At 33.8% G+C, this 23829-nt stretch carries 24 protein-coding genes; 4 read left to right on the top strand and 20 right to left on the bottom strand.

The genetic code is table 11. From position 1 onward, the window contains the following. Positions 1 to 97 precede the first annotated feature (97 nt). The 3 genes from EXD82_RS06325 (at position 98) to EXD82_RS06335 (ending at position 3383) form a co-directional block, all read left to right on the top strand. Positions 98 to 1498, top strand: a complete 1401-nt coding sequence (locus tag EXD82_RS06325; RefSeq protein ID WP_142536077.1) for an RNA-guided endonuclease TnpB family protein — start codon at positions 98 to 100, stop codon at positions 1496 to 1498. Positions 1499 to 1715: 217 nt separating this feature from the next. Then, positions 1716 to 2822 (top strand): acyltransferase family protein, encoded by a 1107-nt coding sequence (locus EXD82_RS06330; protein WP_142536078.1) that lies wholly within the window; start codon positions 1716 to 1718, stop codon positions 2820 to 2822. Positions 2823 to 2966: 144 nt separating this feature from the next. Continuing rightward, the gene (locus EXD82_RS06335) at positions 2967 to 3383 is read left to right on the top strand and encodes a YjdF family protein (protein ID WP_142536079.1); all 417 of its coding nucleotides are present in this window, start codon (positions 2967 to 2969) and stop codon (positions 3381 to 3383) included. A 37-nt stretch (positions 3384 to 3420) separates the two neighbouring features. Here EXD82_RS06335 and EXD82_RS06340 read toward each other — a convergent pair whose 3' ends face one another. The 20 genes from EXD82_RS06340 to ltaE all read right to left on the bottom strand — a co-directional run bounded on the left by EXD82_RS06340 (position 3421) and on the right by ltaE (position 22805). Further along, positions 3421 to 3828, bottom strand: coding sequence for a hypothetical protein (locus EXD82_RS06340; protein ID WP_142536080.1), 408 nt, complete (start codon positions 3826 to 3828; stop codon positions 3421 to 3423). A gap of 74 nt (positions 3829 to 3902) precedes the next feature. Continuing rightward, a complete protein-coding gene (locus EXD82_RS06345; RefSeq protein ID WP_142536081.1) occupies positions 3903 to 4289 on the bottom strand; it encodes a hypothetical protein in 387 nt (128 codons plus the stop codon). A gap of 196 nt (positions 4290 to 4485) precedes the next feature. Then, positions 4486 to 5373: a proline iminopeptidase gene (pepI, locus tag EXD82_RS06350; protein WP_142536082.1), complete on the bottom strand. Its 888-nt coding sequence runs from the start codon at positions 5371 to 5373 to the stop codon at positions 4486 to 4488. A 138-nt stretch (positions 5374 to 5511) separates the two neighbouring features. After that, complete coding sequence (gene ymfI, locus EXD82_RS06355) at positions 5512 to 6246, bottom strand: elongation factor P 5-aminopentanone reductase (protein WP_142536083.1); 735 nt, start codon at positions 6244 to 6246, stop codon at positions 5512 to 5514. A gap of 83 nt (positions 6247 to 6329) precedes the next feature. After that, the gene (gene pknB, locus EXD82_RS06360; RefSeq protein WP_142536084.1) at positions 6330 to 8168 is read right to left on the bottom strand and encodes a Stk1 family PASTA domain-containing Ser/Thr kinase; all 1839 of its coding nucleotides are present in this window, start codon (positions 8166 to 8168) and stop codon (positions 6330 to 6332) included. Between the two features lie 16 nt (positions 8169 to 8184). Further along, entirely contained in the window at positions 8185 to 8931 is a 747-nt protein-coding gene (locus EXD82_RS06365; RefSeq protein ID WP_142536085.1) for a Stp1/IreP family PP2C-type Ser/Thr phosphatase, read from the bottom strand. Positions 8932 to 8946: 15 nt separating this feature from the next. Beyond that, positions 8947 to 9975, bottom strand: coding sequence for a 23S rRNA (adenine(2503)-C(2))-methyltransferase RlmN (gene rlmN, locus EXD82_RS06370; RefSeq protein WP_142536086.1), 1029 nt, complete (start codon positions 9973 to 9975; stop codon positions 8947 to 8949). Positions 9976 to 9980: 5 nt separating this feature from the next. After that, entirely contained in the window at positions 9981 to 11306 is a 1326-nt protein-coding gene (gene rsmB / locus EXD82_RS06375; RefSeq protein ID WP_142536087.1) for a 16S rRNA (cytosine(967)-C(5))-methyltransferase RsmB, read from the bottom strand. Between the two features lie 184 nt (positions 11307 to 11490). Further along, entirely contained in the window at positions 11491 to 12192 is a 702-nt protein-coding gene (locus EXD82_RS06380) for a zinc metallopeptidase (RefSeq protein ID WP_142536088.1), read from the bottom strand. A 29-nt stretch (positions 12193 to 12221) separates the two neighbouring features. Then, positions 12222 to 12959: a DUF116 domain-containing protein gene (locus EXD82_RS06385; protein ID WP_142536089.1), complete on the bottom strand. Its 738-nt coding sequence runs from the start codon at positions 12957 to 12959 to the stop codon at positions 12222 to 12224. 1 nt (position 12960) lies between these two features. Then, complete coding sequence (gene fmt / locus EXD82_RS06390) at positions 12961 to 13899, bottom strand: methionyl-tRNA formyltransferase (protein WP_142536090.1); 939 nt, start codon at positions 13897 to 13899, stop codon at positions 12961 to 12963. Positions 13900 to 13911: 12 nt separating this feature from the next. Continuing rightward, positions 13912 to 14352, bottom strand: coding sequence for a peptide deformylase (gene def, locus EXD82_RS06395; RefSeq protein WP_142536091.1), 441 nt, complete (start codon positions 14350 to 14352; stop codon positions 13912 to 13914). A gap of 38 nt (positions 14353 to 14390) precedes the next feature. Continuing rightward, complete coding sequence (priA, locus tag EXD82_RS06400; RefSeq protein WP_142536092.1) at positions 14391 to 16883, bottom strand: primosomal protein N'; 2493 nt, start codon at positions 16881 to 16883, stop codon at positions 14391 to 14393. 101 nt (positions 16884 to 16984) lie between these two features. Beyond that, complete coding sequence (coaBC, locus tag EXD82_RS06405) at positions 16985 to 18193, bottom strand: bifunctional phosphopantothenoylcysteine decarboxylase/phosphopantothenate--cysteine ligase CoaBC (RefSeq protein ID WP_142536093.1); 1209 nt, start codon at positions 18191 to 18193, stop codon at positions 16985 to 16987. Positions 18194 to 18197: 4 nt separating this feature from the next. Then, positions 18198 to 18467, bottom strand: a complete 270-nt coding sequence (gene rpoZ, locus EXD82_RS06410; RefSeq protein WP_142536094.1) for a DNA-directed RNA polymerase subunit omega — start codon at positions 18465 to 18467, stop codon at positions 18198 to 18200. After that, the gene (gene gmk / locus EXD82_RS06415) at positions 18461 to 19087 is read right to left on the bottom strand and encodes a guanylate kinase (protein WP_174919181.1); all 627 of its coding nucleotides are present in this window, start codon (positions 19085 to 19087) and stop codon (positions 18461 to 18463) included. Before gmk ends, rpoZ begins: the two co-directional genes overlap by 7 nt. Before the next feature lie 16 nt (positions 19088 to 19103). Next, on the bottom strand, positions 19104 to 19985 hold the full coding sequence (locus tag EXD82_RS06420) for a YicC/YloC family endoribonuclease (RefSeq protein WP_142536096.1): 882 nt from the start codon (positions 19983 to 19985) through the stop codon (positions 19104 to 19106). 3 nt (positions 19986 to 19988) lie between these two features. Next, positions 19989 to 20819, bottom strand: coding sequence for a diaminopimelate epimerase (gene dapF / locus EXD82_RS06425; protein WP_142536097.1), 831 nt, complete (start codon positions 20817 to 20819; stop codon positions 19989 to 19991). Positions 20820 to 20904: 85 nt separating this feature from the next. Then, positions 20905 to 21597, bottom strand: a complete 693-nt coding sequence (locus tag EXD82_RS06430; protein ID WP_142536098.1) for a YjjG family noncanonical pyrimidine nucleotidase — start codon at positions 21595 to 21597, stop codon at positions 20905 to 20907. Positions 21598 to 21776: 179 nt separating this feature from the next. Then, the gene (gene ltaE / locus EXD82_RS06435; RefSeq protein WP_142536099.1) at positions 21777 to 22805 is read right to left on the bottom strand and encodes a low-specificity L-threonine aldolase; all 1029 of its coding nucleotides are present in this window, start codon (positions 22803 to 22805) and stop codon (positions 21777 to 21779) included. 215 nt (positions 22806 to 23020) lie between these two features. Here ltaE and EXD82_RS06440 point away from each other — a divergent pair, with 215 nt between their 5' ends. After that, positions 23021 to 23824, top strand: coding sequence for an MBL fold metallo-hydrolase (locus tag EXD82_RS06440; RefSeq protein WP_142536100.1), 804 nt, complete (start codon positions 23021 to 23023; stop codon positions 23822 to 23824). Positions 23825 to 23829 lie beyond the last annotated feature (5 nt).

A 23829-nucleotide genomic window follows, 5' to 3' on the forward strand; every position in this document is an offset into this window, starting at 1 on the left:
AACCGTATTTTTAAAATATTATATACAGATTAATGTATAAACCTGATTCAAAATGGATATAATATAATAAAACACATTATGAATCGAGGTGAGAAAGATGAGTACAGTGATAAAAAATATAAAACAATATTCACTGCCTTTGAGTGAAGATGCAATCAAAGACCTTATATATTTAGCTACAGAATACAGGAACTTTAAAAATTATCTTTATTCAAGATTCAGCGGAATAAAGAGTATTCATCTTTTAAAAAATCCTCGAAAGAATGTGAGAGATAAATGGATAAAATCCGGAGAACGGAAAAAGTTTAAATTACCAGCCAGATACTGGAAGATAGCGCTAGATGAAGTATTTTCAGATATCAGAGGTAATTGGACTTCTACAAAGAAAAAGATAAAATACGCAATTACAAGAAATGATAACCTGACTCGGGAAGATATCCATTATATAAGATATATTTTAAGCTCTGATGAGCTGTATTATAAAACATTAAATCAGATAGAATTTGATATTCCAGATAAGTTTAAAGAGATAAAATTAAATTTTAAGTATTTGAACAATTTAATAAGACGATATACAAGAAAGTATAAAAACAAAATTCCTTACACAAAGAAAAATAATATATTTTCTGTAGATACTGGTTTATACAGATATGAAAATGGAAACATAAAAATAACAACTCTAAATAAAGGTAAAAGGGTATCAATTCCATTAAAGGATAGCAATAAATACAAAACCACTTTAAAAATAAAGATAGTTGATGATAGAATTGAAGTTCATGTACCTTTAAAGATATCACCAAAAGATCTAAATGGAGATATTGTAGTTGGTATAGATAAAGGAATAAACCATATTATAGCTACATCAACAGAAAATCTATACGGTGGTAGATTAAATGAATATCTGACAGATGAAACTGAAAGGTTGAATTATATAAATTCAAACAGAAACAGATTTTATGCTATGTATAAAACTGCCTTGGAAAATAATGATGTAAAGAAAGCCGAAAATATACTGAATAACAATCTTGGAAAGAAAAAATACAATCATCGGAAAAATAGAAATGATGAAAAGATGAAGTCGTATATAAATCATTCTATAAATGAATTTATACTAAAAGAGAAACCAAAAGAAATAGTTATGGAGGATCTGACTTTTGCAAACTGGAACAGTAAGTTTCCTAAAAATATAAAGAGAAAACTTTCAAGATGGACAAAAGGCTATATCAGAGAAAGGATTGAATATAAGTGTGAGTTATACAATATAAAATATACTTATATAAATCCAGCTTATACAAGTAAGGTATGTAGTATTTGTAGCAGTTTTGGAAAAAGAAATGGTGCCTCTTTTATATGTTCAAACTGCGGTGAGACACACGCAGATACAAATGCAGCAAAAAATATACTTTCAAGAAAAGATGATAAGGAAATAAGTTTATATACAAAGTATACAAAGGTTAAAATGATACTTGAATCCAGAATATCAAATCATAATAGTTAATAATATTAAATTTAATCACAAATATATGTATCTCACAAGCATATATTTCATCCAATTTGGAGGGTTAAATAGTAGTGTTTTATAAAATAATATTTTAAAAATACGGTTGTGGGATAACCAACTGGCACAACCAGGACTTAAAACTGATGTAAGTCAGAATAAGAGCGAAATATCTAAAAAGACTATATTTGTCTATATTTTTAGAACCAGAATAACTATGAACAAAAATATACATATGACTGTGCTGAAGGCAATAGGAATAATTGTAGTCGTAAGCTGTCATCTTGAGGAAAATATGTTCAATATTATCGGAATTCCTCTATCTCTAAGTAGAGAACTATTCCCTGAATATTCATATCATATTCCTCTGTTTGTATTTGCTTCGGGATATTTTTACAAAAGAATATACGAAAGCGACTACAAAACACTTGTAAAAAAGAGATTTGCAAATATCAGAAACTACTACAGATCTAATCTGTTTTACCTTGTATTATCATTTATTCTGGTATCTACAGGACTGCTCACAAGAAATATAGAATTTTCACTGTTCAGCTTTTTTGTTGAACCGTTTCTCGGTGGATTTCAGTTTTATTTCAATGGCCCTGGATGGTTTGTACCTTTTCTGTTTACTGTGCGGATTATGTATCCACTTTTCAGAAAAGGAGCATCATATATGCTTTCTTCGTTCAAACAGGGAGAAGAAAAGGACTTCAGAGATGAACTTATATTCACTGTATTTCTATGCGTAATAGGAGTTATTGCTGCATATTTTGCAAATAAATATCCTGTTGAAAATCAGGTGGTAAAACCATATCATGCAGTGCTTAGAACTTTGTGGGGACTTCAGTATATGCAGATAGGACTTTTATTCAGAGAGTTTCTTGAAAAATATCTGAAGTACAATATATATGAGTTTGTCATGATCGTAGCCTCAAAAGTCGTGTTTTATATGATTTTTGGATACTCTACGTTCTCGCTTAGAACTGTAAGTTTCTATGGAAACAATGTTCTAGGACTTGTTACCTCTATAATAGGGATACTTTATGTACTATATCTTTCAAAATTCATATGTCGTATTGTAGATGGCAAATATCCAAAAGTTATGGATTTCATAGTATTTATAGGAGATAATACATGGAGTGTAATGATACACCATCTTCTTGTAAAATGGACAATTACTCAGATGATAGATGCCGGTATGTTCAGTGGGTATGAATTTGTTGTGACATATTTTGTTACACCTATACTTTGTCTTCTGTTACCACTTCGGTTTGTATATGTGTGCAAAATATACAGAGAAAGAAAATCCACTCAGCCGCGGTAAAATTTTGACAGTGTGATATAATAAATTTAAGACAAAGATAAAAACACAGTCTGGTTGGTAGTCCAGACGTACAAATATGTATCAGTAGCCTTCCTCCTTGGTCGTCCGTTCTTTGTCCTCATATAATTTTAAGGAGGACTTGCTATGGACAGATTATCAGGTAGTTTCAAGGTATTTTTTGAACCACCATTCTGGGTGGGCGTTATTGAGGAGATTTCAAACGGAAAACTTTCCGCATGTAAAATCACATTTGGAAGTGAGCCAAATGATTCCGAGATTTTTGAATTTATACAGAAAAACTACTACAGATTAAACTTCAGTCCATCTGTTGCTGTAGTTAAAAAGGAAAAATCTCAAAATCCTAAAAGAATTCAGAGAGAGATCTCAAAATCCAGAAATAACTTTTCCGTATCCACAAAATCTCAGGAAGCACTGAAAATTCAGCACGAACAGATTAAATGTGAGAGGAAAAAGTTGAATAAGGACAGAAAAAAGGAAAAAGAGGAATATATTTTCCAGCTTAAACAGCAAAAGAAAAAAGCAAAGAAAAAGGGCAGATAGCCCTAACTTTAAAAGGAGCAGATAAACTGCTCCTTTTTTATATATTAACTACATTAATTATTCTTTTGTCATAAATGTTCTCTGAACTACAAGTATAGCCACCACAACTGCTGTTCCCAATATAAATCCAGTTATATCTGCAAATGCTAAACCTAGTCCTAATTCCTACAAGGAAACATGCATTCACCATTACACCTGCACCCTGCCAATTTGGTATCGCATTGAAGAAAGGAATATTCATAGATTTTTCAGCTATTGATAAAGCAAATCCCAAAACCACAAAGAAAACTCCTGTATATACTAAAAATATATTAGCTGGATTGTCAACTATAAACATCTTTGCAGCATATACAAAAACAGCAACTACTAATGCATATAATGCACCTTTCCAGTGAATACTTCTTTCATGTCTTCTTTCCATACTAACTGATTTTGCATTTCTCATAACTCTCCCTCCTATCATACATTAGAAACTATTATATTCAGGAAAACAATATTCAAAATCCTATTTATCTTATATTATTTATTTGTCATAAGTGTTCTCTGTGCTGCAAGTATAAAAGCTATTATTGTACTTCCACCTACAAAATGTGAAAATGTCGGAAATACAAGTCCAAGACCTATACCTACAAGACAGCACGCATTTACCATTACACCTGCACCCTGCCAGTTTGGTATCGCATTGAAAAAATCTATGTTCATCGCCTTTTCAACTATTGATAACGCAAAACCAAGAACCATAAATATAACACCAGGATATATAACAAGTGGACTTGTAACATTGTCTACTACAAATCCTTTTATCAGATATACTGCAAGAGCAAAGCACAGTGTATATAATGCACCTTTCCAATGAATGTTTTTATCCCGTCTGTCATTATTTTCTGCAGCTTTTGCACTTTTCATATCAATCCCTCCTATATAAGACTGAATTTTCATTTATCTATCTGTTACTTATATTGTACTCCTTTTGCATTTATAGTCAATCAATGTAACAGAACTGTAAATACAGTTACAACGCTGTTACATTTTATACTTTTTTTATACAAAAACGGACACACAAAATTGTGTGTCCGCATATTATCAATAAAGTTTATTTATATTATTTGTCGTGTCTGTTCATCCAGTCTATTAACATATTGACATATTTTTCATTATCTTCAACGAAGCACATATGACGGCAATCTCTGAATAATTCCCACTCAGAAACTGGTATTCTATCGTACATATATTTAGCTATGTATGGAGTACATAAATCGTTTCCACCAGATACAACTAGTGCAGGTTCTTTTATATCTTTTAACTGCTCAGTTACATCGTAGTCTTTAAGTGTTCCAAGAGGAGTAAATTCGTTTGGTCCCCATCCTACAACGTAAGCTTCAACACCTTTTTTAACTGGTCTTGTTAAGCACTCTGGACTGTTTTCATCAGTTGCTCCAGCACAGTGACGACGCATATACTCAGCTTCTGCTGCCTGATATTCAGGTGAGCTGTAGTCTCCGCTTTCTGTAGCTTTTGCTATTGCTTCCTGCATTTCAACTGGAAGAAGTGCTATATTTCTCTTCCGCTCAAGTCCCCACATCCAAGATGCTGGAAGTGTACTTGATAGTATTATACTTTTAACACCTTCTGGTTTGTAGTTGCATATATAGTCTAGAAGCTGCATACCACCCCAAGACTGTCCTAATATGTGAACTTCTTTTAGTCCCAGGTGTTCTCTTAGAGCTATTAACTCTTCTACCCAAGTTTTTGAGTTCCATAGGTCAGGTCTGTTTTCTACAAATGATTCACCGCATCCTATCTGATCGTACATTATAAGCTGTCTGTTGTCTAACTCAGCTATTCTATCAAGTACTTCAAAGTAGTTGTGTGAAGAACCTGGTCCACCATGTAAGAATATTATTGGTGCTTTATCTGGGTTTGGCTCACCTACTATACGGTAGTATGTCTTGTATTCAAGATATGGCATGTATCCTTCTGTTATTTTCATCAAAATCACTCCTCACTTTTTACTGTTCGGTAAATTTTCCGATATATTTTAATTATAAAGCGTTATCACGCCCTCGTTTTTATTATAACAATATTATGAGGGGTTTACAAGATGAATCTATAGAAAAAAATTATTGTTTTAAGCTATTACAAATCCACCATTTATATTAAATACCTGACCTGTTATAAAATCCGCCTTATCAGAGGCCAGATAGAGAGCCATGTTAGCTATATCTTCCGGCTGTCCATTTTTCATAAGGGGAGTTTCCTGTCTAAGTTCCTCAAGCACTTCATCTCCATAATACAGACTCATATCAGTAAGTATTACACCAGGTGCAATTGCATTTACTGTTATATTTGATGGACCTACCTCTTTTGCAAGTGCTTTTGTCATTCCTATTACGGCTGCTTTTGATGTAGAGTAATGAACTTCACATGATCCACCTACTACTCCCCACATAGATGATATGTTTATTATCTTTCCTGATTTTTCCCATATCATATGTTTCAGAGTTGCTCTTGTACAATTAAATACTCCTGTCACATTTACAGACATCATTTTTTCCCATTCTTCATCCGTTATATCTGTAAACAGTTTATCCTGACTTATTCCTGCATTATTTACAAGCACGTCTATTTTTCCGTATTTTTCTATACAATAATTTATCATTTTGTCAACTTCATAGCTTTTCGATACATCTGCTTTGTATGCTGATACATTTAGTCCTTCTGACAATAGTTTATTCTCTAATTCCTTTGCTTCTTTTTCTGATGAGTTATAGTTTATTATTACATTGTATCCATTTCTGGCAAATAATTCTGCTGTGCATTTTCCTATTCCTCTCGATGCACCTGTTATTATAGCTGTTTTCATTTTATATCTCCTTAATTTTATATTTATACTATATATATTATCAAAAAAGACACCTCTTATGAGATGTCTTTTTATTATATCAATTATTCAGTTGCTCCACCTGTGTCTCCGCCTGATGATCCTCCGTCACTTCCTGAACCACCTGTGTCTCCGCCTGATGATCCTCCGTCACTTCCTGAATCTCCTGTGTCTCCACCTGATGATCCTCCATCACTTCCTGAATCTCCTGTATTTCCACCTGATGATCCACCTTCATTTCCTGAACCACCTGTATTTCCACCAGTTGATCCTCCTGTATTTCCATCTGTATTATCATCTGGCTGTTCAGGTACTGTAGGTTTGTTTGCTGTATCTTCACCCTTACTTACTACAAGTGATATTTTTCCATCTTCGTTACTCTGAGACAGTACTGTTCCTTCTTTGTATGCGGAACTAAACTCATAAGTTATATCTCCAACTGCAAATCCACTTGATTGTATCATGTTCTGAGCCCGGCTAAGTGACATTCCTACTACGTTAGGCTCTGATTTATTGTTACTTCCCTTACTTACTACTACTGTAATCGTATCTCCTTCTTTAAGTTCTGTTCCCTCAACAGGATCCTGAGATATTATACAGTTTTCAAGTACCGAATAACTATATTCCTCGCTTGATACCTCAAGTTTAAGCCCTTTTGCTTCAAGCGTTGATCTTGCCCGATCAAGCTGCATTCCTACAACATTCGGAGCTATTATAGATTCTCCGCTTCCAAATAAACTGCTTCCAAACAGTTTGAAAAATACGAATATCTGAGCTACAAGAACAAGTGAAAGTAAAACTGCAGCTACTTTCAGTATTTTTCTCATTTTTGGAGTTTCTTCTTTTACAGGTTTTTTTACCTTTTTCTTTCTTTTTCTTGATCTTTTTGGAATTTCTTCTTCCTCTTCCTCATCAAAATATTCTTCTTCCTCTTCTTCACCATCATAATATGCACCATTATCTCCGTCTATGTCAGCTATTGATGAAGGCATTATTCTTGGTTTTGCTATTGTATTCAGATTTCTTTCGTCTATATGCTTTGTAGCAAAATCATCATATTCTTTTATAAAATCAAGGTCTATATTCTTTTCTATATACTCTATATCCTCTATAAGCTCTTCAGCTGTCTGATATCTATCCATAGTATTTTTTTCAGTAAGTTTTTTGATTATAGTTCTTACACTCTGAGGTATTCTTATTTTTTCCTCTTCTGTAAATTCTATATCATCATTTATATGCTGAAGTGCTATTGCAACTGGAGTTTCTCCTCTGAAAGGAACCTTTCCTGTAAGCATTTCATAAAGAACTATACCTAATGAATAAAGGTCAGCGTTGTTTGTTACAAATTTACCTTTTGCCTGTTCTGGTGAAAAATAATGAACAGATCCTATTACACCGCCTATATTCGTCATTGTTGAGTTTGATACAGCTTTTGCTATACCGAAGTCAGCAACTTTTACTATATTTCTTCCCTCATTTGATATAAGTATATTGTGAGGTTTTATATCTCTGTGTATTATCCCTCTTTTGTGTGCACTTCCAAGTGCCATAGCTATCTGTTTTGTTATATCAAGAGCTGTGTACTCATCAAGAGTACCCTCTTCCTGTATTATTTCCTTTAGATTTTTTCCATCTACATATTCCATTACTATATAGTGAACTTTTCCGTCTTCACCTACATCATATACATTCACTATATTAGGATGAGAAAGACTTGCTACCGCTTCTGCCTCTCTTTTGAACTTTTTAAGGAAATCCTGATCATCCACAAATTCCGGTCTCAGCACCTTAACTGCTACCCTTCTATTTAGGAGATTGTCTTTTGCCTCATATACATAGGCCATTCCACCTTCTCCTACTTTTTTCTCTATTTTATATCTGTTACCTAAAATTGTTTCTCCCACGTTATCACCGTCCTGACTATGCCCTTACAAGTACCACGGATACATTATCCCTACCTGTTTCATTGGCTGTATTTATTAAACTATCACTTATATATTCAAGATCTTCACTACTATCCATTATTTCTTCTATTTCAGAATCTTCCACACATCCAGTAAGACCGTCTGTGGCAAGAAGAATGATTTCATCTTTTTCTATTTTTCTTTTAAATATATCAACTATTACAAATGGATCCGGTCCTATCGCTCTTGTTATTTCATTTCTTTTCGGATGAGACATAGCTTCTTTTTCTGTTATTATATGTCTTTCCACAAGTTCCTCTACATATGAGTGATCTCTGGTAACTCTTATAATACCAGCTTCTCTACTGTATATGTATCCTCTACTATCACCGACATTTGCAATATATACATGGTCCTTATATAAAATTGCAGCTGTAAGAGTCGTTCCCATTCCAGAAAACTCTTCATTTCCTTCAGCTTTTTCATGTACCATCGTATTTATAATATTATACGCCTGTTTTAGTATATCGTCTATATATTCTATTTTTATATTTCCGTTTTGAAGAAGATTTTCCTTTAGAAATATTATTATATTTTCTGCAGCAATTCTGCTCGCAACTTCTCCCTTTTTATAGCCTCCCATTCCGTCAGCTATTGCAAAAATTCCTATTTCTCCATGTTCTGATTCTATAATTTCTCCCATGCAGTAATCTTCGTTATTCTTTCTTACCATCCCGACATGAGAGGCACAATAATATTCCATAGACGTCCTCCTTTTTTACCTGCGCTTTCTTCTAAGCTGTCCACAGGCGCCGCTTATATCAGAACCCATTGATATTCTGACTGTTGCAGGTATATTTCTAGATTCGAGATAATCTCTGAATCTATATATAAAAGCTTTGTCCGGCTTTTCAAAATCTCTTTCTTCAACCTCATTTATAGGTATAAGGTTGACATGGCATAACATTCCCTTTAAAAGTTCAGATAATGCTTCTGCCTCTTTTTTACCGTCATTTACTCCCTTTATAAGAGAGTATTCAAAAGTCACTCTTCTGTTTGTTTTTTCTATATAATATCTGCATGCCTTTATTATATCATTTATTGAGTATTTATTGGCAACTGGCATTATTTCTTTTCTTTTTTCATCGTATGGAGAATGAAGTGAAAGGGCAAGATTTATAGGTATCTGCATATCAGCCAGTTCATACATTTTTGGCACTATACCACATGTAGAAAGTGTTATATGTCTGTATCCTATATTAAGTCCTTTTTCATCATTTACAATCTTTAAAAACTGTTTTGTATTCTCAAAATTATCAAGAGGCTCTCCGCTTCCCATAAGTACAAGGTTTGATACTCTTTTGCCAGTATCTTCCTGTATTTTCATAATCTGGTCCAGAATTTCCCACGGTTCAAGATTTCTTATAAGACCATCCATTGTAGATGCGCAGAATCTGCATCCCATTCTACATCCTACCTGATTTGAAATACATACAGTCACTCTACTGTCATAGTCCATCATTACAGTTTCTATTATTTCTCCATCGTTAAGTTCAAACAGATATTTACTTGTTTTCCCATCTTTTGAATTGAGTTTTAAATCTATTTTTATATTACCTATGTACGAAACCTCTTCAAGTTTTTCTCTTAGAGATTTAGGTATATTTTTCATATCATCAAAAGTCTTTGCTCCTTTGTATATCCATGAGTAAATCTGAGTTCCTCTGAACGGTTTTTCTCCGATTTCCTTCATAAATTCCTTGAGCTCAGCCTCTGTAAAATTTTTAAGAGCTATTTTATCAGCCATTTTTATTACCTCATTTTTTTCATTTTCGCTATAAAGAATCCATCTATTCCGTGTATATTAGGATATATTTTCAGATATCCCTTTTCCTGTTCCTCAAGGTCTACGTTCACCTCTGTTATAGGAACCATACTGAATTCCTCATGCTCTTTTATGAATTCTTCTACTATTTCGATATTCTCGCTGTCCTGAACAGTACAAGTCGAATATATAAGAGTTCCCCCTGGCTTTACATATTTTGAAGCATTTTCAAGTATCTTTTTCTGTATAACCGGAAGTTCTGATACCTCTTCTCTGCTTTTGTATTTTATTTCAGGTTTTCTTCTTATTATTCCAAATCCTGAACACGGAACATCGGTTAAAACATAGTCGAATTTTTCTACGCTTTCTTTATCAAATTCTGTCGCGTCAAATTTTTCCACATCTATATTTTTAAGTCCCAACCTGTGAGCTGTAGATTTTATAAGTTTTATCTTGTGGTCAAATACATCCCTTGCAACTACTTTTCCCGTATTATTCATTATAGTCGCCATATGAGTTGTTTTTCCACCCGGTGCACTACACATATCAAGCACTTTTGAATTTTCTTTTGGAGATGCTATTTTACCAACAAGCATTGAACTTACATCCTGAACTGTAAACATTCCAGAAAGATATAGCCTGTTTTTATCTATTCCTTTAAGTCCTTCAACTCTTACAGCTTCATCCATCATAGCAACCGGATATGCATTTATTCCATCTTTTTTGAATTCTTTTATAAGTGTATCTCTATCTGTTTTAAGTGTATTCACTCTTAGATACATTTCCGGTCTTTCATTTCCAGATTCAAGAAGTTCTTCCGTAAATTCCTCCCCGAATTTCTGTATCCATTCTTCTATTATCCACTGCTGATATGAATATTTTACAGCAAGCCTTCTTGCAGGATCTTTTATATCTATTTCCTTTATTGTATTTCTCTGTCTTATTTCATTTTTCAGGATTGCATTTACAAATCCTGAAGACTTTCTGTCGTATTTTACTGCAAGCTTCACTGTTTCATTTACAGCCGCATAATCCTGTATATTATCAAGAAAAAGTATCTGATATGTACCCATTCTAAGGATTATTCTTACAAAGCTGGACATGTTTTTTGTTTTTATCTTTGATAATTTGTTTATTATATAGTCAAGGTATTTTTTATTTTCAATGACCCCGTATACGATTTCTGTTGCAAGGCCTTTTTCCCTTGTTTTTATATCATTTTCTCTAAAAATCCTGTTTATTGCCATGTTTGAATAATTTTTGTTTATCTCCACATCGCATAGAATTTTAAATGCTGCTTCTCTCGCATTCATGCTTTTTATCTCTCCTGACCTATAGTTTTTGTTTTTAGTCATATTGATATAATTATAATTATACACTACTTTACACTAAAAAGTAAATTCTTAGGGATACTATATTCAAATATCATGTTTTATTCACATATAAAAGTATTATTTTTCCGCATAAAAAAAGAGGAGAATATTCTCCTCTTTTTGATTAATCATCTCTGTTTGATGCTATCAGTACAAGTCTTAAAAGCTGAAGTAAAGCTGTAAGTGCTGCTGCAACATATGTCATAGCTGCTGCAGTAAGAACTTTTCTACTGTATCTGTTTTCTTCATGGCTGACTATTGCCAGATCTTCCAACTGGAAAAGTGCTCTTCTGGATGCATTAAACTCCACAGGAAGTGTTATTATCTGGAAAAGTACTGTCGCTGAGAATAAAAGTATTCCTATCTGAAGCATTGTATTGTTTCCAGTAAAGAATAATCCTGCAAATATAAGTATCCATGAAACACTCGATGCAAAGTTTACAACCGGAACTATAGCTCCTCTTATAGTAAGAGGTGCATATCCGTCCGCATGCTGAAGTGCATGTCCGCATTCATGTGCGGCAACTGCAATAGACGTTACTGATGCTCCATAGAATACATCCTCAGAAAGTCTAAGAACCTTTCTTGTCGGGTCATAATGGTCTGTAAGCGTTCCTCTCACAGGTTCTATTCTTACATCGTATATTCCATTTGCATGAAGTATTCTCTCTGCAACAGACCGTCCTGTATATCCACTTGCAGATTTAACTCTGAAGTATTTCGCAGTTGTTGATGATACCTTAAACTGCGCATACATTGTAAATATTATCGCCGGCAATAATATTATCATTGTCGGATCCCAAAATCCATATCCATAATATGGCATATTTTTCACTCTCCTAGTTTTTTATTATTCTAAAGGTTTCCCTTGAAGAATCTTACAGCATTTCTCACATCATCTATATTTACCCTTGTATCAAAGCACGGTCCGTTTGGTCTTTCATTAAATACACCATATACAGGTATTTTTCTGACCTCCCTCACTCCAGATGTGAGATCTCTCTCACATGCAACAGCTATTACCGCCTTTGGTCTTGTGTCCACTATTATTTTTCTGGCAAGAGTTCCACCCGTTGCAACAAATATCTTTACGCCTTCCTCATCTCCAAGCTGAGCAAGTTCTGATATGTTGCATAGTCCACATCTTGCACAGTTTTCTATTGTAGATGTTACCTTGAATCTACAGCTGTGAAGCTGTATACAGTGAGGCATAAGTACAAGTATATCCTCTCCGTCAAAACTGAATTTCAGACTTTTTATGTATCTGTTGTTCAGTTTTATAAAAATTCTTCTTATTCCCGCCTTGTCTATTCCCGATATATCGGCCATTACTGTAATAAGTGGAAATACAGCTTTGACAAGTCCAAGATTTATTTTCATAAGAAACTCAGGTACTTTTCTGTCTGCTACAGTCAGATACGTTATAACTGTAGATGCTGATAGAAGAGCTATCAGTATAATCATAACAGCTATTACGGATATTATTATAACAGCCGGTTTTTTCATTACAGCAACTGCCATAATTGCAGTTATTACAATTATTATTGCCGATATTATACCTATCGACGATATATATTTTCTGAAATCGCTCATACTATTTTTCCTGACCAAGTATTGCTCCTGTATCTATACTGTTTCCTTTTATATATTCAGATACAGGCATTCTTTTTTTGTTCGGCATCTGTATTTCTTCAACAAGAAGTATACCATCTCCTGTACTTATCTTTATACCATTTTTGTCGACACTTAAAACAGTACCCGGTTCTTTTGATGATTTTTCATTCAGTACATCTGTTTTCCATATTTTCATTTTTACATCGTTATAGAATGTATATGCTCCCGGCCATGGATTTACACCTCTTGCAAGGTTATGTATTTCCTCAGCTGATTTTGTAAAATCTATATTTCCAAGGTTTCTGTCCATTATAGGCGCATAAGAAAATTCATCGTGATTCTGTGGAGTTCTCTTTGCCTCGCCCTTTTCTATAAGGTCTATAGTGTCCTTCAGAATTTCAGCTCCCTCTACCATCATTCTGTCGTGAAGTTCACCTGCAGTTATATATCTGTCTAAATCAAACTCCTTAGAAAGTATTATATCACCTGTGTCAAGTCCCTCATCCATGTACATAGTCGTAATACCTGTTTTTTTCTCTCCGTTTATTATTACCCAGTTTATAGGTGCAGCTCCTCTGTATTTAGGAAGCAGAGAAACATGTACATTTATACATCCGTATTTAGGTATTTCAAGAAGTTCTTTTCCTAGTATCTGACCAAATGCTATAACTACAATTAAATCAGGATTTATTTCTTTTATACTTTTTACAAACTCTTCATCTCTGGCTCTTACGGGCTGAAGAACCGGTATATCGTATTTTACTGCAAGTTCCTTTACAGGAGGCATTGCAAGTTTTTTTCCTCTTCCTTTTGGTTTGTCCGGCTGTGTTACAACTGCTGCAACCTCGTGTCCTTCATCTATAAGTTTCTGAAGGCATGGGACAGCTATATCCGGTGTTCCCATAAATACAACTTTCATTCAGACTCCCCCTTATTTATTTACTCTGTCTACAAAAAGTATTCCATCAAGGTGATCTATCTCATGACAGAATGCTCTTGCAAGAAGACCTTCACCTTCCATTGTAAATTCATTTCCGTTTCTATCAAAAGCCTTTACTTTTACATAGTTAGGTCTTGTTACTTCTTCATTTATATCGTCTACACTCAGACATCCTTCCATATCTGTCTGCTCTCCACCTGTAGAGATTATTTCAGGATTTATAAGCTCTATTATTCCGTCTCCAACATCTATTACTACCGCTCTTTTTAGTATTCCTACCTGTGGTGCCGCAAGTCCTACACCATCTGCATGATACATTGTATCAGCCATATCATCAAGAAGAACGGCAAGTTTTTCATCAAAGTTTTTAACAGGTTTACATACCTTTCTTAAAACTGGTTCTCCCATTTTTGTAACTCTTCTTAAAGCCATTTTTATATCCTCCATTTATAAGTTATTTTTATAATTTCCTACAGGATACTGTTTGGATTTATATCAATAGATATATTTATATTTTTATCAAATACAGAATCCCTTTTAGTTATACATACATATCTTATTATACCCTTTAATAAGTTTATTTCAACACCCTCATCTCTAAATAAAATCTGCCATCTGTAGTTTCTGTTTATTTTTGATATAGGGCATGGATTTGGACCAAGCATAAATTCAAAATCCGTATATCCCCTCTCCTTCAGAAGATAGACTATGCTGTTATACATACTGTGTATATTTCTTTTTACTATACCCTCATTTTCTCCACTTATAACAACACTTATCATATTGTTAAACGGAGCATATTCAAATGCTTTTCTGATTTTTATTTCATTTCTATAAAAGGATTCAAAATCATAGTCCATAGCATTTTTTATCGCATAATGTTCCGTATTATATGTCTGAAGTATGACCTTTCCATCTTTTTGAGCACGACCTGCTCTTCCGGCTACCTGTGTTATAATCTGAAAAGTTGTTTCAAAGCTTCTGAAATCCGGAAAATTAAGCATCATATCTGCAGATACAATTCCCACAACTGTAACATTGTCAAAATCAAGTCCCTTTGTAATCATCTGTGTTCCAACGAGTACATCCGCTTCCTTTTTGGAAAATCTTTTGAGTATGTCGTCAAATGCACCTTTTTTAGATGTTGTATCCTTATCCATTCTCAGAACCTTTATTCCCGGTATCAGATTCTGAAGTTCTTCTTCTATCCTCTGCGTACCCGTACCAAATGGTTTTATATACGGACTTTTACATTCCGGGCATTCTGCAGGCATTTTTATTTCATAGCCGCAATAATGACACCTTATACTGTTTATTCCCTTATGATATGTAAGAGATATATCACAGTTTGGGCATTTTGCTACGTATCCGCAACTTCTGCATGATACAAAATTTGCATATCCTCTTCTGTTCAGAAATACGATGGACTGCTCTCCTTTTTCGTATGCATTTCTTATTTCCTTTATCATTTTTCTGCTGAATATACTCTTATTTCCATATTCAAGTTCTTCTCTCATATCGACAGTTTCTATCTTCGGAAGAGGTTTTTCATTTGCTCTTTTCTTTATTTCAAGAAGTTTGTACTCTCCATTTTCCGTCCTGTAATATTCTTCAACAGATGGTGTTGCAGATCCCATTATAAGTGTTATTTTCCACTTGTATGCCATAAATCTTGCAACCTCAATCGTACTGAATTTTGGATTTTTCTCGGATTTATATGATGATTCGTGAAACTCATCTATTATAACAAGCCCCAGACTTTTAAACGGTGCAAATATTGCGGATCTGGCACCTATAAGTATCCTGGTATCTCCATTCTCTACTGATTTAAATACATCGTGTTTTTCACCTTCTGAAAGCTGACTGTGAAATACACCAACTATGTCTCCAAATCTGTTTTTTATTCTCGCCACAGTCTGTGGTGTAAGAGAAATTTCAGGAACAAGAAGAATACTGTCAAGTCCCTGTGACAAAGCGTACTCTATAATATCCATGTATACCTCGGTTTTTCCACTTCCTGTTACACCATGTATCATATACGGTTTTTTACCTTCGTCAAACATTTCATTTTTTATTGTTTCTGATACGTATTTCTGTTCTTCATTTAGAACTATTTTTTTTCTATCTGATTGGTATACTGAATCAGGTCTTCTATAGTAATCTTCATATCTGAACTTTACAAGACCTTTTTCACTCAGAGATTTTATACTCCGGGATGATACTTTCAGAATTTCCATTATATCATTTATTTCTGATGAATCATTCAGTTTCAGAAACTCTATTATATCCTTCTGTCTTTTTCCAAGCCTGATTTTATTTTTTTCTATGTATATGTCTATATTCTCTATTTCATCTGATATACTCACTATACATAATTTTTTTTCGTTTTTTCTGCTTTTATACTCCCATTTCAGCTGTATAAGTCCTTTGTTTTTCATCCTGTATAGAAGTTCTGTCAGATTTTCTATACCTCTGATTTTATTTTCTTCTATTCTCTCTTTTCCATTCAGAAGACTTTCAATTACTTTTTTCTCATTTTCAGATAAATTTTTAATAATTTCATATATTTCTGCATCTGAAATTCTGGAAATTTTTTCACCAGGATATACCACTCTATAATTTTTTATATTGATTCCTTTAGGATGCATAACATTTATACAATCCATATATGTGCATAAATATCTGTTTCTCATCCATTTTATAAGTTCCAGCTGATTTTCCGAAAATATTGGATTCTCATCCAGCACATCAACTATATCCTTCATATTATCTGGACATTCATTTGTTATTCTTCCAATTCTGAATATATATCCTTCCACAGGTTTGTTTCCTCTGCCAAAGGGAACCAGCACTCTATGTCCAGGTTTCAGTATATCTTCAAGATGATCCGGTATTTTATATGAATATACTGTATCTGTATGTATGCTGTTGTTTTTGACTATAATCTCTGCATATCTATTCATCCTGATTCCTCCCTTGCATAGGTATTTTCAGATATATAATAATTATTTCCTTAAATTTATAAAAAAATAGGGGAAAGAATCCCCTATTTTATCTGCAGATTCTACCGGTTCTGCTTTTCCAAAAGCTCTTTTACCTTATCTAGTATTATGTCAGCTACATCCTCTTTGCTCATTAGAGGGTAATCTTCCATATTTCCTTCTGCATCTATTATTTTAACAATATTTGTATCAGTATTGAATCCTGCTCCCTTTTTAGTCAGGTCATTTGCAACTATAAAATCGAGATTTTTTGACTCTATCTTTCTCTGTGCATTTTCAAGTAGGTCATTTGTTTCGGCTGCAAACCCCACAAGAACTTTGTCTGATTTTATTTTTCCCATTTCTTTTGCTACATCCTTTGTTCTTGCAAGTTCTATAGAAAGATCTCCGTCCTTTTTCTTAACCTTTTTCTTTGAATAGTTTTTAGGTTTATAGTCAGCAACTGCAGCACTCTGTATAAGTGCATCACATTCCTCAAAGTTTTCGTTTACCGCCTCAAAAAGACTTTCTGCAGACATTGTTTTTACAAGTTTTTTAATTCCTCTTGGAACCTCTATGCTTGTAGGCCCTGATATAAGAGTAACGTCTGCTCCTCTCATCACAGCTCTTTTTGCTATTGAATATCCCATTTTTCCAGAAGATCTGTTTGTTATATATCTTACGGGATCTATATCTTCTACTGTAGGACCTGCTGTTACTGTTATTTTCATACCTTTCAGGTCATCACTTCCATAAAGAGATGCATATACAGCATGAACTATATCGTCCACATCGGCAAGTTTTCCCTTTCCTGTATCTCCACATGCAAGTCTTCCAGATGCAGGTTCCACAAATGAATATCCGTATTTTTTCAGTTTTTCTATATTGTCCTGAACTATAGGATTCTCATACATACCAGTATTCATAGCCGGAGCTATTATTACATCAGCTTTTGTCGCCATAACTGTAGTTGTAAGCATATCATCGGCTATTCCTGAAGCAATTTTTCCTATAACATTTGCTGTAGCAGGAACTATAAGAAAAGTATCCGCTTTCTTTGCAAGAGATATATGCTCAACATCCCATGTTTTAGGTTCCTCAAACATATCAGAAACTACAAAATTCTGGCTTAGCGTCTGAAAAGTCATAGGTGTTACAAATTCACATGCCGATTTTGTCATTATGACATGCACTTCTATATTCATTTTCTTAAGCCTGCTCACAACCTCGCATGCCTTATACGCAGCAATGCCTCCGCATACTCCTATGACAACTGTTTTTTTATTTTCCACTTAATTAGTCCTGCTGCTGAGCAAGCTGTCTGTTCTGTTCTTCTTCGTGAAGTTTTTCTGCTTCTGCTATTTCCTCTTCAGTAAGAAGTCTGTAAGTTATTTTTCCTTCAGTAACTTCTTTTGTAGCAGTTATAACAGGTTTTTCTTTCTTTTCTACTGTTACAAGTGGTTCTGCTCCATCTACAAGCTGTCTTGCTCTCTTTGCAACAGTCCATACAAGATAGTATCTGTTATCTATTTTTTCAAGTACGTCATTTATTGATGGTTTTAACATGTTTCATATTCCTCCCTGAATTTATTTATTATATCACTGCTGTATCTTGAAACTCTGTTCTTTTCAGCAGATAGTATCTCTTCTATTTCAGAAGCCGCTTTTTCAACTTCTTCATTGATTATAAAATAATCATATTCTTTCATTGTCTGTATTTCTTCATATGCCATTGAAAATCTCTTTTCAATCTGCTCTTCAGTTTCTGTTCCTCTTCCAGTAAGTCTTTTCTTAAGTTCTTCAAGAGATGGTGGAAGAACAAATATTAAAACTGAATCAGGGCACATTCTTTTTACATTAAGTGCACCTATCATTTCTATCTCAAGAAGCACATCTATACCTTCTTCAAGATCCTTCATTATAGCTGCTTTTGGTGTTCCGTAGAAGTTTCCGTATCTTTCAGCATATTCAAACATATCGCCGTCATCTATCATTTTTTTAAACTCGTCATGAGTTTTGTAGTAATAGTTTACTCCTTCTACTTCCCCTTCTCTCGGAGCTCTGGTTGTAGCTGATACCGAAAGTTTTATATTTTTGTTGTTTTCAAGAAGTTCTTTACATATTGTTCCTTTTCCAGCTCCAGATGGACCAGAAACAACCATAAGGATTCCTCTTTTTTTCATCAAACCGACCTCATTTCCTCTATTCTATATTCTGTATCTGTTCTCTTATTTTTTCAAGTTCGCTCTTTATCTCTACTACAGTGTCTGTTATATCAAGGTCTGAAGATTTTGAACCGATTGTATTTGTCTCCCTGTTCATTTCCTGTATAAGGAAATCGACTTTTCTTCCTATTGATTCGTTTGATTCTATAGTTTTTCTAAGCTGTCCTATATGGCTTTTGAATCTCACTATTTCCTCTGTTATATTGCTTTTATCAGCATATATTGCAGCTTCCATAGCTATTCTATTTTCGTCTATTGCTTCGGGATTATCTATGAATTCCTTTATTCTTGCTGTAAGCTTGTTTTTATTTTCAAGCACAACTCTATCAGCATATCCTTCTATTTTTATTATATATTCCTCAAGAAGGTTGCTTCTCATCTTAACGTCGCTTTCAAGCTTCATACCCTCTTCTCTTCTCATTTCAGTAAGCTTTTTCATAGATTCCTCTACAGCTTCTTTAAGCATTGACCATATAAACTCTTCATCTTCTTCTTTTTCCTCTGTTCTTACAACATCAGGAAACTTCGCTATGTTTATGGCGCTTATATCATCTTTAAGATCAAACTTGTCTCTTATTCTTTTAAGAATTTCAACATACTGAGAAGCAAGATTTTCATCAAGTTTAAGCTCTACATCCTCACTTCCAGATACCTCCATTCTTACAAATACATCCGCTCTACCTCTTTTGACATATTCCTTTATAAGATTTCTGACCTTTTCTTCAAGAAAAGATATTCTTCTGGGCATTCTTATATTTATGTCAGAGTATTTATGGTTTATAGTTCTACATTCAACCACAAACTCATAGTTTTCATTCTTGAATTCGCCTCTACCGAATCCTGTCATACTGATAGCCATATCCTATACCTCCAGATATCCTTCACATATTTTAACAGCTGGACCTGTCATATAGATACAATCGTCTATATCTATTTTTACTGTACCGCCTTTTGAAGTTACATTTACACTTTTTTCTGTTTTTTCAAGGTAATTACATATAACTGCTGATGCTGTCATACCTGTTCCACATCCAAGAGTGTATCCACATCCTCTTTCCCATGTATAAACATTTATATTGTACTGATCTCTGACTTTTACAAAGTTTACATTTGTTTTTTCCGGGAATATTTCGCAGTGTTCTATTGCTGGTCCGTATTTTTCTATAAAGTCAATATCAAACTCATCTATAAATACTATTGTATGAGGAACTCCCATAAGCATTGAAGATAGCTCAAACTCTCTATCAAGTATTTTCACTTTCTGATTTATAAACATTTCTTCATCTGTATTTACAGGAACATCTTTGGCAAGAAAGCTTCCATGTCCCATATCCACTTTTATGCTGTTTACTCTTCCATCAGATGTTTTAAGAGTTATATGTTTTACCCCATCAAGTGTATCCACAGTAAATTCTTCTTTTTTGACTATATGTGTATCGTATACAAATCTACAGAAGCATCTTATACCATTTCCACACATGGCAGCTCTCGAACCGTCAGAATTATAGTATACCATTTCAACGTCTGCCTTGTCTGAATTTTTTACTACAAGAAGTCCATCAGCACCCACTGACATTCTTCTGTTGCATACTTTTGCTGCAAAAGATGAGTAATTTTCAGGCTCTATACCATCAAATCTGCCATCTATTGCAATGAAATCATTTCCGATTCCGTGAAGTTTCCAGAATTTCATCTTCATAACCTCCTCTGTCAGCACTGTATATCCGACAAAATACTCTATCTTAACTATATAATTATATCCTAGTTTTGAGATGTTTTCAATTAACTATCGAATCCAAATCGTGTAAATTCTGTATTATATATGTAGGAGATAGACTGCTTTCATTTTTTATACCTTTTGGGTTATACCAGCAGGTATCAATTCCTGCATTATATCCACCCTGTATATCACTTGTCAAAGAATCACCTATTATAAGTACCTCACTCAGATCATTTATTCCAACCTCTGATATAACTTTTTTGAAAAAATTTATATCCGGTTTTTCATATCCTACTATTTCTGATATAAATATATGACTCACTATATCCTGAAGTCCTGATTTTTCGAGTTTTTTCTTTTGAGCTACAGCCGTTCCATTTGTTACAAGAACTATTTCAAATTCTTTCTTTTGTTCCTTTATAATATCCATTGCATCATCACAGAACACAATCGTGTCCCCAAGTGCCAGTTGATATTCCCTGTTAAAAGAATCAGAAATACCAGCATCCATTCCTTCTTTTGAAAAAAATTCAACAAACCTTTCGACAAGTATTTTTTCTTTTGACATTTCTCCACGCTCAAGCATCTGCCAGTATTTTCTATTTATTTTTGAATATCTTTCAATCATTTCATCAGAACATTCTCCAAGATTAAATCTCTCAAACAGTGTTTTTATCGCTGCTTTTTCTGCTGATTCAAAATCCAGAATAGTTCCATCAATATCCCACAGCAGATATTTATATTTAGACATTATATCCTCCTGTTATATTATTCTTTATTAAATAATAAATAAATTTCTTTTAAAATATTATAACATGATATCAATACACTGTCATTTGTGCTATACAGACATGTTTATTCTGTCTTTTATAAATACAAAGCAAAAAAAATACGCATCCAGAAACAGGATGCGTATTTCATATACAATTATTATCCGATAAGCTCTTTTACAGTATCTATTACATAGTCTACATCTTCTCTGCTTACGTTTACATGAGTAACAAATCTGTACTCTCCATTTTCCATACCGCTTATTTTGATTCCTTTGTCGTACATTTTCTGAACAAATTCTTTTTCTTCTATAACAGTTTCTGGAAGTACAAAGTAAACCATACTTATATCATTTGTATTTTTATTTACTGTTATTCCGTCTATCTCGTCAAGTTTTTCAGCAAGATAGTGGCTGTTTTCGTGGTCTATAGATAGTCTTTCTGTCATTTCGTCTATAGCTATAAGTCCGGCAGCAGCAAGTATACCTACCTGTCTCATACCACCACCCATAAGTTTCTGTTTTCTTCTTGCTTTCTCTATAAACTCTCTGCTTCCTGCAACGATAGATCCAACCGGTGCTCCAAGTCCTTTTGAAAGACAGAACATTACAGAATCACACTGTGCAGTTATTTCTTTTACATCCACACCAAGTGCTTCAGCTGCGTTGAATATTCTTGCTCCGTCAAGATGAACCGGAAGATTGTGTCTTTCAGCTACTTCTTTTATTTCTTTAAGATTTTCCACACTTACAACAGTTCCTCCAAGACATGCATTTTCTACACATATAAGTCCTGTTGACGGCTCATGTATATCATCTCTTCTTATCGCTTTTTCAACTTCCTTAGGATCAAGTTCTCCTTTTATTCCTGTTTCAAGAGTTCTAAGCTGTACTCCGGCTATAACTGCAGGTGCACCTACCTCATGAACAACTATATGATAATCCTTACCTATTATTATCTCCTGACCTCTTGTGCAGTGAGTAAATAGGCAAAGCTGGTTTCCGAAAGTTCCACTTGGAACAAATATTGCAGCTTCTTTTCCCACTTTTTCAGCCGCTCTTTTTTCAAGTTCGTTAAGTGTAGGGTCGTCTCTATATATAGAATCTCCTACTTCTGCTTCAGCCATTGCTTTTCTCATTTTGTCAGTAGGCATTGTTACTGTATCACTTCTTAAATCGATAAATCTCATTTTCTGTATCTCCTTAAAATAAAATTAGTTTTAGGCTAAAACCTTACAGATATATTATATCAGAAGATATCGATTTTTTACACAATTAGAGTATTTTTAAATGAGCTATTTTTTACTGTTATTTTTTAGTTTTTTATCCTTATACACCTACTGTTGACGCTATTATATATATATTGTGTTATAATAAGAGTATATTTTTTGAAAGGAATGATATAATGAAACTTACTATGCTAGGCACTGGAAATGCAATGGTTACAGAGTGCTACAATACATGCTTTACAATAAGCGACGATAATAGTCATTTCCTTGTCGATGGCGGAGGAGGAAACGGACTTCTTGTTCAACTAAAATCTGCCGGAATCGACTGGAAAGACATAAGAGATATATTTGTTACACATAAACATATAGATCATCTACTTGGAATAATGTGGATGATAAGACTTATTTGTCAGAATGTAAACAGAGGAAATTATACAGGTGAAGCCAGACTTTATGCACACGATGAGGTAATAGACATTCTTATGGATATGTCTGAAAAACTTCTTCGGAAAAAAGACTTTGCTGTAATCGGCAAAAATCTTCATCTTATAAAAATAACCGATGGAGAAACTGTATCTATCATGAATAAAGACGTTACTTTTTTTGATATACAGTCTACAAAAGCCAAACAGTTTGGTTTTTCAATGATGATAGACAAGGATAGAAAACTTACATGCTGTGGCGATGAACCATACAATAAATGCGAGAAACCATACGCACAAAACAGTGCGTATCTTCTTCATGAGGCATTCTGTCTTTATTCTCAGGCTGATGTTTTCAAACCATATGAAAAAAATCATTCAACTGTAAAAGACGCATGTGAACTTGCCTCAGAACTTAATGTTGATAATCTTATACTTTATCATACAGAAGACAAAAATATAGAAAACAGAAAAGAGCTTTATCTGAAAGAGGGCGAAGAATTCTTCAATGGAAATATATTTGTTCCTGAAGATCTTGAAGTTATAGAGCTTATATAGAAAGG

Origin of the sequence: Peptacetobacter hominis (assembly GCF_006861675.1) — a bacterium.
Lineage (GTDB): Bacteria > Bacillota > Clostridia > Peptostreptococcales > Peptostreptococcaceae > Peptacetobacter > Peptacetobacter hominis.